The following is a 12,902-nucleotide window of genomic DNA, read 5'->3' as shown; positions in this document are numbered from 1 at the left end:
GGGCGGCAGGTTATCCCGTAACGGCGACCTGGGCGCTTGAGTACGCTCGGGGGCTGACCCCGCCGATATCTCCTTTCTGAGGACAGTGCCGTGATCGAGCAGAACGCCGTGCCAGTGGACCCCGCCGACGACCTTCCCGAGCAGATGAAGGTCCGCCGGGAGAAGCGGGACCGGATGCTCGCCGAGGGCATCGAGCCGTACCCGGTCGGCTTCCCCCGGACCAGCACGCTGGCCGAGGTCCGCGCGAAGTACGCCGAGCTGCCCACCGACACCGCCACCGGCGACCAGGTCTCGGTCACCGGCCGGGTGATCTTCGTACGGAACACCGGCAAGCTCTGCTTCGCGACGCTGCGCGACGGCGACGGCACCGAACTCCAGGCCATGCTCTCCCTGGACCGGGTCGGCGCCGAGCGGCTGGAGGACTGGAAGCGCCTGGTCGACCTCGGTGACCACGTCGGGGTGACCGGTGAGGTGATCACCAGCCGCCGGGGCGAGCTGTCCGTGCTGGCCCAGGAGTGGGCGGTCACCGCCAAGGCGCTGCGCCCGCTGCCGGTGGCGCACAAGCCGTTGAGCGAGGAGGCCCGGGTCCGCCAGCGCTACGTCGACCTGATCGTCCGCCCGCAGGCGCGGCAGATGGTGCGGACCCGGGCGGCGGCGGTGCGCAGCCTGCGCGATTCGCTGCACGGGCAGGGATTCATCGAGGTCGAGACCCCGATGCTGCAGTTGCTGCACGGCGGGGCGGCGGCCCGCCCATTCGTGACCCACAGCAATGCGTTGAACACCGATCTGTATCTGCGAATCGCGCCGGAACTGTTTCTCAAGCGGGCCGTGGTCGGCGGCGTCGACCGGGTCTTCGAGATCAACCGCAACTTCCGTAATGAGGGCGTCGACTCTTCGCACTCGCCGGAGTTCGCGATGCTGGAGACCTACCAGGCGTACGGCGACTACGACACGATGGCCGAGCTGACCCGCAATCTGGTGCAGCAGGCGGCGATCGCGGTCAGCGGCTCGACCGTGGTGACCCACGCCGACGGCGGCGAGTTCGACCTGGGCGGCGAGTGGCGCTCGGTGACGCTGTTCGGGGTGCTTTCCGAGGCGCTCGGCGAGGAGGTCACGGTCCGCACCGAACGGTCCCGCCTGGTGGAGTACGCCGACAAGGTGGGGCTCGCCGTGGACCCGAAGTGGGGCCCGGGCAAGCTGGCCGAGGAACTGTTCGAGGAACTGGTCGTGCCGGGCCTGCAGGCCCCCACCTTCGTCCGCGACTACCCGGAGGAGACCAGCCCGCTGACCCGGGCGCACCGCAGCGAGCCGGGGCTGGCCGAGAAGTGGGACCTCTACGTCCTCGGCTTCGAGCTGGGCACCGCGTACTCCGAGCTGGTGGACCCGGTGGTGCAGCGGGAGCGGCTGGTCGCCCAGGCGCAGTTGGCCGCCCGTGGCGACGACGAGGCCATGCGGCTGGACGAGGACTTTCTGCGCGCGATGGAGTACGGAATGCCGCCGGCCGGCGGTATGGGAATGGGAATCGACCGGCTTCTGATGGCGCTGACCGGTCTCGGAATTCGGGAGACCATCCTCTTCCCGTTGGTCCGCCCGGAGTGAGTGGGAAGCTTCTCCGGCTCGTTACCGCATCCTATTGACGCGTCGAGTGCCACGCAGGTTATTGTGCTCCTATTGCAGGAGCACCCTGCTCGAAAGGAATGTGGGACGTGGCCAAGCAGATCATTCACAAGCTGGTCGATGACCTGGACGGCGGGGACGCGGACGAGACCGTCAAGTTCGCCCTCGACGGCGTTCAGTACGAGATCGACCTGTCGAACTCCAACGCCGAGAAATTGCGCGACGTATTCGCGCCGTACGTGGCGGCGGGCACCCGGGTCGGTCGTGGCGGCGTGGTCGTGGGTGGCCGGGCGGCGCGGGGCCGGGGTGGCGCCACGGCCGACCGCGAGCAGAACAAGGCGATCCGGGCCTGGGCCAAGAAGGCCGGCAAGGAGATCTCCGACCGGGGCCGCATCCCGCAGGAGATCGTCGACGAGTACCACTCCAAGGCGGGTCACTGACACCAGCGCCAGGGGCGACACGACGCCGGGCCGGAGCACCACTCCGGGCCGGCGTCGCCGTTTTCCCGGCCAGTGGGGGCGTTGGGGTCGGGTGTGCTCGCTGTGGCTAACGGGGCTCGGCGGCCCCGAGTTGCCTCTTGTGGTGCCGCGCAGCGGTTGCCGGGCGGGGCCGGGCGGGCGGGAAGATTCCCGCCGGGGGCGGCGTTGTCCACAGGCGGTGGAAGATCTGTCCACAACCTGTGGACGAGCCACCGGTCCGCCGGGGGAGCTTTCCGCACCCGGGGCGAATTTCGCTCTGCGCGTACAGGTCGGGGTCCCGGAACACCTCCTGAGCGCGGATGGTTGGTCAAAACGACGTCAGAACGGCTCATCGCGGGGACACACGACCTCAGCGGAGTCGGTCGGCGGCGATAGAGTAAGGAGGCACGGACGCCCGTCCCGGACGTCCGCGCACCGGCCCCGCCAAGATCTAGAACATCAAGGCGCACGGCACGTGAGGAGCACGAGGGCATGTTCGAGCGGTTCACCGACCGAGCGCGACGGGTTGTCGTCCTGGCCCAAGAAGAGGCCCGGATGCTCAACCACAACTACATCGGTACGGAGCACATCCTGCTGGGCCTGATCCACGAAGGTGAAGGCGTCGCGGCAAAGGCCCTGGAGAGCCTCGGCATCTCCCTCGAGGGCGTCCGCCAGCAGGTCGAGGAGATCATCGGCCAGGGCCAGCAGGCGCCGAGCGGGCACATCCCGTTCACGCCGCGGGCCAAGAAGGTGCTGGAGCTGTCGCTGCGCGAGGCGCTGCAGCTCGGCCACAACTACATCGGCACGGAGCACATCCTGCTCGGTCTGATCCGCGAGGGTGAGGGCGTCGCCGCCCAGGTGCTGGTCAAGCTCGGCGCGGACCTCAACCGGGTCCGCCAGCAGGTGATCCAGCTGCTCTCCGGTTACCAGGGCAAGGAGCCGGCCGCGGCGGGCGCCGCGCCGGGTGAGGCCGCGCCGTCGACCAGCCTCGTGCTGGACCAGTTCGGCCGCAACCTGACCCAGGCCGCCCGCGAAGGCAAGCTCGACCCGGTGATCGGGCGCGAGAAGGAAATCGAGCGGGTCATGCAGGTGCTCTCCCGCCGTACCAAGAACAACCCGGTCCTGATCGGTGAGCCCGGCGTCGGAAAGACCGCCGTGGTGGAGGGGCTGTCCCAGAAGATCATCAAGGGCGAGGTGCCCGAGACGCTGAAGGACAAGCAGCTCTACACGCTGGACCTCGGCGCCCTGGTCGCGGGTTCCCGCTACCGCGGTGACTTCGAGGAGCGCCTCAAGAAGGTGCTCAAGGAGATCCGCACCCGCGGCGACATCATCCTGTTCATCGACGAGATCCACACCCTGGTGGGTGCGGGTGCCGCCGAGGGCGCGATCGACGCGGCGAGCATCCTCAAGCCGATGCTGGCCCGTGGCGAGCTGCAGACCATCGGCGCGACCACCCTCGACGAGTACCGCAAGCACCTGGAGAAGGACGCCGCTCTCGAGCGCCGCTTCCAGCCGATCCAGGTGGGTGAGCCGTCGCTGGCCCACACCATCGAGATCCTCAAGGGCCTGCGCGACCGGTACGAGGCGCACCACCGGGTGAGCATCACCGACGCCGCCCTGGTGGCCGCCGCGACCCTGGCCGACAGGTACATCTCGGACCGCTTCCTGCCGGACAAGGCGATCGACCTGATCGACGAGGCCGGCGCCCGGATGCGGATCCGTCGGATGACCGCGCCGCCAGACCTGCGCGACTTCGACGAGCGCATCGCCCAGGTGCGTCGCGACAAGGAGTCCGCGATCGACGCGCAGGACTTCGAGCGCGCCGCCCAGCTGCGTGACAAGGAGAAGCAGCTCCTCGGTCAGAAGGCGCAGCGGGAGAAGGAGTGGAAGGCCGGTGACCTGGACGTCGTCAGCGAGGTGGACGACGAGCAGATCGCCGAGGTGCTCGGCAACTGGACCGGTATCCCGGTCTACAAGCTGACCGAGGAGGAGACCTCGCGCCTGCTGCGCATGGAGGACGAGCTGCACAAGCGCGTCATCGGCCAGGAGGACGCGGTCAAGGCGGTCTCGAAGGCGATCCGGCGTACCCGGGCCGGCCTGAAGGACCCGAAGCGTCCGTCCGGCTCGTTCATCTTCGCCGGCCCGTCCGGCGTGGGTAAGACCGAGCTCTCCAAGGCGCTGGCCGAGTTCCTGTTCGGCAGCGAGGACGCCCTCATCCAGCTGGACATGTCCGAGTTCCACGACCGCTACACGGTCTCCCGGCTGGTGGGTGCCCCTCCCGGCTACGTCGGGTACGACGAGGGTGGTCAGCTGACCGAGAAGGTGCGGCGTCGACCGTTCTCGGTGGTCCTCTTCGACGAGATCGAGAAGGCCCACCCGGACGTGTTCAACACGCTGCTCCAGATCCTGGAGGACGGTCGGCTCACCGACGGTCAGGGTCGGATCGTGGACTTCAAGAACACGGTCATCATCCTGACCACCAACCTCGGTACCCGTGACGTCGCCAAGGCGGTGTCGCTGGGCTTCCAGGCCTCTGAGGACGCCGAGTCGAACTACGACCGGATGAAGCAGAAGGTCAACGACGAGCTCAAGCAGCACTTCCGGCCTGAGTTCCTGAACCGGATCGACGACACCATCGTCTTCCACCAGCTGCGGCAGAACGAGATCCTCTCGATCGTGGACATCATGATCGCCCGGATCGAGACGCAGCTGCGCAACAAGGACATGGGCCTGGAGCTGACCGACAACGCCAAGAAGTACCTGGCGAAGAAGGGCTTCGACCCGGTGCTGGGCGCCCGTCCGCTGCGTCGCACGATCCAGCGCGACATCGAGGACAACCTCTCCGAGCGGATCCTCTTCAACGAGCTGACCCCGGGTCAGATCGTGGTGGTGGACTGCGAGGGCGACCCGGAGAACATCGACAAGTCCAAGCTGGTCTTCCGCGGCTCGGACCGGCCGGCCGAGGTGCCGGACGCCGTTCCGGCCGACCTCGGTGGCGCGGCCACCGCGGGGGCGGACGAGTAAGGACGACAGCACGAGGGCGGCGGCCCCGGACGGCGAAAGCCATCCGGGGCCGCCGCCTTTTCGCGTGCCCGATCCCTGCGCGACCGGCCACCGGGCCACGGATAGGCCAGACGCCCGAACCGGGGCGGCGCCGGCCGTCCGATCGTCACGACTTGGGGCGTGTCGCGGTGTCCCGGGCGCCGGATACCGCGACGCCGCAAACAGAGTCGATCAGCCCGGCCCGGGCGGCCGGCCCCCGACGCGGAGGCGGGGTCAGGGGAGGGGGAGTGGGGTGGCGGGGCCGTCGCCGACCAGGCGGAAGGCGGCCTCGTCGACCGGTTCCACCAGCCCGTCGGTGACCAGCCCGGCCAGCGCCCGCGCCCGCTGCACGTCGTCGCTCCACACCTGGTCGAGGCGCTGGTGCGGGACCGGGCTGGTGGCCTCCCGGAGCACTCCGAGCAGCAGCCCGCGCACCTGCCGGTCGGTGCCGGCGTACCGCTGGGGGCGTCGGGTCGGGCCGGCGGGCGCCTCCTGGCCGGAGGCTCGCCACGCGCAGACCGACTCGACCGGGCAGGCCGGGCAGCGCGGCGAGCGGGCCGTGCACACCACCGCGCCGAGTTCCATGAACGCCGCACTGGCCAGCGCGGCGGCGGCCGGTTCGAGCGGCAGCAGTTCCTCGCAGGCGACCAGGTCGGCCGGTCGGGTGGCCGGTCCGGCGTCGGGCTCGCCGGCCACCGCCCGGGACACCACCCGCCGGACGTTGGTGTCCACCACCGGGTGCCGCTGCCCGTACGCGAAGGCAGCCACCGCCCGCGCCGTGTACGTGCCGACGCCGGGCAGCGCCAGCAGCTGGTCCAGTTTGTCGGGCACCTCGCCGCCGTGCCGTTCCACGATCGCCACCGCGCAGTCGCGCAGCCGTACCGCCCGACGGGGGTAGCCGAGCCGGCCCCACATCCGGATCGCCTCGGCCGGCGTGTCGGCGGCCAGCGCGGCCGGGTCGGGCCAGCGGTCCAGCCAGGCCCGCCAGGCGGGCAGCACCCGGACCACCGGGGTCTGCTGGAGCATCACCTCGCTGACCAGGATCGCCCAGGCGCCGACCCCGGGCTCGCGCCAGGGCAGGTCGCGGGCGTTCTCCTCGTACCACCGGCTGACCAGGGTGGCGAAAGTCGGTTCAGTCATCGCGTCGCCGATGATGTCACGGGGGACGGTCCCGCTGGATGGGCGACCCGGGCGGGGCGACGCGGCCCGTCGGCGCGGATCGTGCAGAATGCCCGGATGAACGAGCTCGCGATCACCGTCATCGGCCGGGACCGGCCGGGCATCGTGGCCGACGTCGCCGAGGTGCTCGCCCGGCTCGGCGCGAACCTCACCGACTCCACCATGACCCGGCTGCGCGGTCACTTCGCGATGACCCTGATCTGCGTCGGCCCGGCCGCTGCCGAGGTGGAGGCCGCCCTGGCCCCGCTCGCCGCCGACGGCCAGCTGCTGGCCACGGTACGGGCGGTCACGCCCGACGGGGTGGCGGCGCGGGCCGGGGAGCCGTACGTGATGGCGGTGCACGGCGCGGACCGGATGGGCATCGTGGCGGCGATGACCCGGGTGCTGGCCGACGCCGGCGGCAACGTGACCGACCTCAGCACCCGGCTAGCCGGTTCGCTCTACGTGGTGGTGGCCGAGGTGGACCTGCCGCCGGGCAGCGCGGACGAGCTGGCCGGACGCCTCGCGGCCACCGCCGCCGAGCTGGGCGTCGAGGTGTCCCTGCGGCCGGCCGACCCGGACCTGCTGTGAGCCAGGAGGAGTACGCCGGCCTCGGCGACTGGACTCCGGAGACGCTGGCCGTGCCCGGCGAGGTACGTCAGGTGGTCGCCGCCCCGTACCCGGTGCTGAGCCGGCCCGGTGGCGCGGTCGACCCCACCGCGGTGGAGACCGTCCAGCTGGCCGCCGACCTGATCGCCACCATGCGGGTCTCGCCGGGCTGCGTGGGGCTGGCCGCCCCGCAGGTCGGCGTGGGCGCGCAGGTGTTCGCCGTGGACGTCACGGGTCACCCGAAGGCGGTCACCGTGCACGGCACCTTCGTGCTCTGCAACGCGCGGGTGGTCGAGGCGACCCGGTGGAAGCCGGGGCGGGAGGGCTGCATGTCGGTGCCGGACCTGACCGGGGACGTGAAGCGGGCCAGCCGGCTGGTGGTGGAGGGCGACCTGCCCGGCACCGGGAAGCCGGTGCGGCTGGTCACCGACGGCTTCGAGGCGCGCGCGCTGCAACACGAGATCGACCACTGCTCGGGGCTGCTGTTCCTCGATCGGGTCGCCGGCGCGCACGCCGTCTACCAGCGCAAGGTCTACCTGTGACCGGCCGCCGCCGGCTGTCGTGAGTGGAGGGTGGAGGGTGGAGGCCGTGATCCGGGCGGTGTCCGGCGCGTCGCGACGGGTCCGAGTGCGGTGCGCCGTTACGGTGGGGGCATCATGCGTCTGACGGTCGGTCCCCTGCCATCCGCCGTGTACTGGCGGCGTCGAGCCGTCGTGCTCGGAGCGGGGCTTCTCTTCCTGATTGTCCTGCTCTATTCCTGCAACCAGTCGGGGGACACCGCCACGACACCGCGGGCCAGGTCCACCCCGACGTCGCAGGGCGTCGATCCGGCACCGACCGGTCCGGCGCCCGCCTCCGGGTCCGCCGCACCGACGGCCACGTCGGACGCGCCGGACTCCGGGGGCGGTCCGGCCGGCGATCCGGGTACGACCACCACGCCGCCGGCCGCGCCGCCCGTCGTGCCCGCCGGCCCGGCCGTGGTCGACGACGGCACCTGCACGGACGCCGAGCTCCGCGTGACGTCGCAGGCGCTCCCGTCCGAGGTGCGCCGGGGCGCCCTGGTCGACCTGACGCTACGGGTCAAGAACACCGCCCAGCGGACCTGCAGCCGGGACGTCGGGGCCGACCTCCAGGAGCTCTACATCAAGCGGGGTGCGGAGAAGGTCTGGTCGTCGGACACCTGCGGCACCGGCAAGGGCTCGGACGTGCAGTCGTTCACCCCGGGCTTCGAGCGCTCCTACCAGCTGACCTGGAACGGCAAGGACGTCAGCCGGTGCGCTGGCGGCGTCGCCGCCGGGCCGACCCCGCCCGCCGGGACGTACCAGGTCTTCGCCCGGGTCGGCACCAAGCTCAGCGAGCCCGTGAAGCTGGTCATCACCGGCTGACCGGACCGGTCAAACGTACCGCTCCAGGATGGACGCCTCGGCGAGCCGGGACAGCCCCTCCCGTACGCCCCGGGCCCGGGCGTCGCCGACCCCGTCGACGGCCTGGAGGTCCTCCACGGTGGCGCCGAGGAGCCGCTGGAGGCTGCCGAAGTGCACGACCAGCCGGTCGACGATCGCCACCGGCAGCCGGGGCACCTTGGCCAGCAGCCGGAACCCGCGCGGGCTGACCGCCGCGTCGAGGGCGTCGGAGGCGGCCGGGTAGCCGATCGCCTTGGCCACCGAGACCAGGTCGATCAGTTCGGTGGCACCGAGCAGGTCCAGCTCGACCAGCGCCTCGTCGAGGGTGCGCGACTTGCGCCCGGTGGGCAGGTAGTCGCGGATGACCAGGGTGCGGTCGGCGTCCACGCCGGCCATCAGCTCGTCGAGCTGGAGGGCGAGCAGCCGGCCGTCGGTGCCCAGCTCCACCACGTACCCGGCGATCTCGTCGGCGATCCGGCGGACCATCTCCAGCCGCTGCACCACCGCGACCGCGTCGCGGACGGTGACCAGGTCCTCGATCTCCAGCGCGGAGAGGGTGCCGGAGACCTCGTCCAGGCGGAGCTTGTAGCGCTCCAGGGTGGCCAGGGCCTGGTTGGCCCGGGACAGGATGGCCGCCGAGTCGTCCAGGACGTGCCGCTGGCCGTTGACGTAGAGGCTGATGATCCGCATGGACTGGCTGACCGAGATGACCGGATAGCCGGTTTGCCGGGCGACCCGCTCCGCGGTGCGGTGCCGGGTGCCGGACTCCTCGGTCGGGATGGACGGGTCGGGCATCAGGTGCACGCCCGCCTGGACGATCCGGGTGCCGTCGCTGGAGAGCACCACGGCGCCGTCCATCTTGCACAGCTCGCGGACCCGGGTGGCCGAGAACTCGACGTCCATCGGGAACCCACCGGTGCAGATCTGGTCGACGACCTTGTCGTAGCCGAGCACGATCAGGGCGCCGGTGCGGCCCCGCAGGATCCGCTCGAGGCCGTCGCGCAGCGCGGTGCCGGGTGCCATCAGGGCGAGGTTGGCCCGCAGCGGATCGCCAGTGCTCCCGGCGCCCCCGGTCACGCTCACGCTGATCGGGCGGGCGGGCGAGCCCACGGCACCGGTGCGGGCGTGGGGGGTCGCGCCGGCAGGCTTGGTGGTATCGCGGTCGATCGGCACGCGCACAGTCTACGGACTGCCGTGCGGTGGGTGCTGTCGTGGTTACTGTGATGTGTCACGGCGTCGGATCCCTCCGTGCCGGTGGCTGTGCCGGGCCTGTCCGGTATGGCCCACGCGGTCCGGCCCGGCGGCCACCGTCGGTCATTCGGCGGATGCGCGGGCGACACACTGCAGCGCCGCGCGCACGTCCGTGACCTCCATCACCCGCATGTTCTCCGGGCCCGCCCCGGTGCTGCCGGGCCCGCAGCCCTGCGGCACCAGCGCCACCCGGAAGCCGAGCCGGGCCGCCTCCGCCAGCCGGCGGGGGACCGCGCCCACCCGGCGCACCTCGCCGGTCAGCCCGACCTCGCCGATCGCCACCAGGTTGGGCGCGATGGCCAGGTTCAGCCCGCCGGACGCGACGGCCAGGGCGACGGCCAGGTCGGCCGCCGGCTCCACCACCCGAATGCCGCCGACGGTGGCGGCGAACACCTCCCGGTCGTGCAGCGTCAGCCGCTCGGTGCGGCGCTGGAGCACGGCCAGCACCATGGCCAGCCGGGCCCCGTCCAGCCCGGAGACCGTCCGCCTCGGCGAGCCGGCGACCGTCGCGCCGATCAGCGCCTGCACCTCGGTGACCAGGGCCCGCCGCCCCTCCATCGCGACCGTCACGCAGGTGCCGGGCACCGGCTCCGAGTAACGGGTCAGGAAGAGCCCGGACGGGTCGGCGAGGCTGCTGATGCCCCCCTCGTGCATTTCGAAGCAGCCGACCTCGTCGGCGGCGCCGAACCGGTTCTTGACGCCCCGGACCATCCGCAGCGACGAGTGCTTGTCGCCCTCGAAGTGCAGCACCACGTCGACCAGGTGCTCCAGCACCCGGGGACCGGCGACCTGGCCGTCCTTGGTGACGTGGCCGACCAGCACGGTGGCGATGCCGCGCTCCTTGGCGACGGCGACCAGGGCGGCGGTGACCGCCCGGACCTGGGTGACCCCACCCGGCACCCCCTCGGTGCCGGTGGTGGAGATGGTCTGCACCGAGTCGAGCACCAGCAGCCCCGGCTTCACCGCGTCGAGGTGGCCGAGCACGGCGCTCAGGTCGCTCTCGGCGGCCAGGTAGAGCTGGTCGTGCAGGGTGCCCATCCGCTCGGCGCGCAGCCGGACCTGGCTGACCGACTCCTCGCCGCTGACCACCAGGGAGGGGCTGCCCGCGCCGGCGGCCCACTGCTGGGCCACGTCGAGCAGCAGCGTCGACTTGCCAACCCCGGGCTCGCCGGCGAGCAGCACCACCGCGCCGGGCACGAGGCCGCCGCCGAGGACGCGGTCGAGCTCACTGACCCCGGTGGGCCGGGCCCGGGCGGGAGCGGCGCTGATCGTGGCGATCGGCCGGGCCGGCTCGGCCGGCAGCCGGGAACTGACCACCCGGCCGGAGACCATCGGCCCGGTCACCGTGCACTCGACCACCGAGCCCCACTCGCCGCACTCGGGGCAGCGCCCCACCCACTTGGGCGGCTGGTGCCCGCAGGCGTCGCACTCGTAGGCCGGGCGGGGCTCGCGGGCGGCCCGGCCGCGGGAGGCGCCGGAGGCCGCGCCACCCCGTGCCGGGGTCGATCGGGAGGTGGTCACCACAGGACGCTAACCCCCTGGTACGACGAAAACACCGTCGGCGTGGTGGTCACCACGCCGACGGTGTCGACAGTTGCGGGCGAGGCGATCAGCCGCCGTGGCCGGAGCCGCCCTCCTCGCCACCGCCCTCGTGGCCGCCCTCGCGCTCGATGATCGGGGAGACCGGGGCGGCCGGGGTCAGCGGCACGCCGATCGGAGCGCCGGTCTGGATCGTCCTGCCGTTGCCGAAGTCGAAGGTCAGGTCGACCTGCTGGCCGACGCGCAGCGCCTCGGTCAGCCCGACGAGCTGGAGGTAACGGCCACCCTGCACGTTGAGCTGCACGTAGCTCAGCGCCGGGATCTCGAAGCGGGCCGGCTGGCCGGCCGGGGCCGACGGGCTGGCCGACGCGCTCTCCGACGGGCTGGCCGAGGCCGAGCTGGACGGCGACGCGCTCTCGGAGTGGGAGGCGCTCTCCGACGGCGACGCGCTCTCCGACGGCGCGGTGCCTTCCGGCGGGGGCGTCGAGCCCGGCCTGCCGGTGATCACGACCTCGCGCGCGCTGTCCGTGGTGACGGTCACGGTCACCGGGTTCTGCGTGTCGTTGTAGATCACGGTGTTGAGCGCGGCGTTCGCGCCGGTGCGCAGGCCCTGGGTGCCGGGGTACTCCACGTAGAGGCCGCGCACCTTGTAGGCGTTGTCCGGAGTCTGGACGTTGATGCCCTGGATCGACGGCTCCTTGTTGGCGGTCTCGGCCACCTGGCCGGCCCCGCATCCCGTCGCCAGCAGGGCGGTCGCCGCCGCCATGCCGGACAGCAGCAGGGCCGCCCGCCGGGAACCCCTGATCGAGCGCGTCACGTCGGTCCTCCTCGTCACGATCCCCACCCGGCCGTACCCCGGGCGCGGGGTGGTCATACCCGCGCAGACCGCGCTCCAGGGTAGTTGGGGCTGATCGACGGTCGCACGGCGACCCGGTATTGCCACCTGGCCGGGTGGCGGTCAGATCACCCGACCGCTCGCGACCAGCAGCACCACATCGATCAGGGCCACCACCAGCACCGCCCGGAAAGCCGTCACCGACCGTCCGCCGGCCCCGCCCGCGGCGCGCCCGCCGTACCAGCCGAGCGCTGGCACCACGGCGGCGGCCGCCACGGCCGACAACCCCAGCCACGACGGCGGCCCGGGCGGCCCGACGACCAGGACGACCGTCGCGGCCAGCAGCAGCGCGGCGGCGGCCACCCGGCTGCCCGCCGGCCCGAGCCGGTGCGGCAGCCCGCGCACCCCGGTGCGCGCGTCGTCGGCGAGGTCCGGCAGGACGTTGGCGAAGTGCGCCCCCGCGCCGAGGCAGGCCGCGGCGGCGACCAGCCACGCCGGTGGCGCGGGCGCGCCGGGCAGGGCCAGCACCACGAAGGCGGGCAGCGTCCCGAAGGAGACCGCGTACGGCAGCACGGAGACCGGGCTGGACTTCAGCGGCCAGTCGTAGAGCAGCGCCGAGACCAGGGCGATCGTGACCCAGAGCGCGGCGGTCGGGTTGGTGGTCAGCGCCAGCAGCGGGGTCGCCAGGGCCGCGAGCATCGCGCCCACCGCCACCGTGCGCCGGCTCACCGCGCCCGCGGCGACCGGCTTGTCGGTACGCCCCACCGCGGCGTCCCGCCCGGCGTCCAGCGCGTCGTTGGTCCAGCCGACGGCGAGTTGGCTGGCCAGCACCGTCGCGGTGATCGCGGCGACGCCGGTCGGGGAGTGCCCGGCCCCCCACGCGAGCAGACCGGAGACTGCGGTGACCGCCGCGGACGGCTCCGGATGGCTCGCCCTGACCAGCCCTAACACCGTCGACGACATAAGGGAAGTCTGGTCGTTACCGGGGAG

11 protein-coding genes are annotated in these 12,902 nt (G+C 72.4%); 6 read left to right on the top strand and 5 right to left on the bottom strand.

What is annotated here, in order from left to right; all coding sequences use genetic code 11:
- Positions 1–90 precede the first annotated feature (90 nt).
- From lysS to ACTWM8_RS28935, 3 genes are all read left to right on the top strand, one after another.
- The gene (gene lysS, locus ACTWM8_RS28945) at positions 91–1,599 is read left to right on the top strand and encodes a lysine--tRNA ligase (RefSeq protein ID WP_446211697.1); all 1,509 of its coding nucleotides are present in this window, start codon (positions 91–93) and stop codon (positions 1,597–1,599) included.
- Positions 1,600–1,706: 107 nt separating this feature from the next.
- Positions 1,707–2,057 carry a histone-like nucleoid-structuring protein Lsr2 gene (locus tag ACTWM8_RS28940; protein WP_170285401.1) on the top strand — a complete coding sequence of 117 codons (351 nt, stop codon included), beginning with the start codon at positions 1,707–1,709 and terminating at the stop codon, positions 2,055–2,057.
- A 510-nt stretch (positions 2,058–2,567) separates the two neighbouring features.
- Positions 2,568–5,099: an ATP-dependent Clp protease ATP-binding subunit gene (locus ACTWM8_RS28935; protein WP_446211696.1), complete on the top strand. Its 2,532-nt coding sequence runs from the start codon at positions 2,568–2,570 to the stop codon at positions 5,097–5,099.
- Positions 5,100–5,351: 252 nt separating this feature from the next.
- Here ACTWM8_RS28935 and ACTWM8_RS28930 read toward each other — a convergent pair whose 3' ends face one another.
- On the bottom strand, positions 5,352–6,257 hold the full coding sequence (locus ACTWM8_RS28930) for an A/G-specific adenine glycosylase (RefSeq protein WP_446211695.1): 906 nt from the start codon (positions 6,255–6,257) through the stop codon (positions 5,352–5,354).
- A 96-nt stretch (positions 6,258–6,353) separates the two neighbouring features.
- On the opposite strand from ACTWM8_RS28930, the gene ACTWM8_RS28925 reads away from it, so the two are divergent.
- The 3 genes from ACTWM8_RS28925 to ACTWM8_RS28915 all read left to right on the top strand — a co-directional run bounded on the left by ACTWM8_RS28925 (position 6,354) and on the right by ACTWM8_RS28915 (position 8,269).
- A complete protein-coding gene (locus ACTWM8_RS28925) occupies positions 6,354–6,866 on the top strand; it encodes a glycine cleavage system protein R (RefSeq protein WP_088959964.1) in 513 nt (170 codons plus the stop codon).
- Positions 6,863–7,426 (top strand): peptide deformylase, encoded by a 564-nt coding sequence (locus tag ACTWM8_RS28920; RefSeq protein WP_446211694.1) that lies wholly within the window; start codon positions 6,863–6,865, stop codon positions 7,424–7,426. Before ACTWM8_RS28925 ends, ACTWM8_RS28920 begins: the two co-directional genes overlap by 4 nt.
- A 114-nt stretch (positions 7,427–7,540) precedes the next feature.
- Positions 7,541–8,269 carry a hypothetical protein gene (locus ACTWM8_RS28915; protein WP_446211693.1) on the top strand — a complete coding sequence of 243 codons (729 nt, stop codon included), beginning with the start codon at positions 7,541–7,543 and terminating at the stop codon, positions 8,267–8,269.
- A 9-nt stretch (positions 8,270–8,278) separates the two neighbouring features.
- Here ACTWM8_RS28915 and disA read toward each other — a convergent pair whose 3' ends face one another.
- From disA to ACTWM8_RS28895, 4 genes are all read right to left on the bottom strand, one after another.
- Positions 8,279–9,460 carry a DNA integrity scanning diadenylate cyclase DisA gene (gene disA / locus ACTWM8_RS28910; protein WP_446211692.1) on the bottom strand — a complete coding sequence of 394 codons (1,182 nt, stop codon included), beginning with the start codon at positions 9,458–9,460 and terminating at the stop codon, positions 8,279–8,281.
- A 141-nt stretch (positions 9,461–9,601) separates the two neighbouring features.
- The gene (gene radA, locus ACTWM8_RS28905) at positions 9,602–11,059 is read right to left on the bottom strand and encodes a DNA repair protein RadA (RefSeq protein WP_377605441.1); all 1,458 of its coding nucleotides are present in this window, start codon (positions 11,057–11,059) and stop codon (positions 9,602–9,604) included.
- A gap of 88 nt (positions 11,060–11,147) precedes the next feature.
- Entirely contained in the window at positions 11,148–11,894 is a 747-nt protein-coding gene (locus tag ACTWM8_RS28900; RefSeq protein WP_446211691.1) for a hypothetical protein, read from the bottom strand.
- A 141-nt stretch (positions 11,895–12,035) separates the two neighbouring features.
- Positions 12,036–12,875: a UbiA family prenyltransferase gene (locus ACTWM8_RS28895; protein WP_446211690.1), complete on the bottom strand. Its 840-nt coding sequence runs from the start codon at positions 12,873–12,875 to the stop codon at positions 12,036–12,038.
- Positions 12,876–12,902 lie beyond the last annotated feature (27 nt).

Source organism: Micromonospora sp. IBSANI012 (assembly GCF_052814045.1).
The sequence above is the reverse complement of the archived record's forward strand: the minus strand, read 5'-3'. Positions and strand labels throughout refer to the sequence as shown.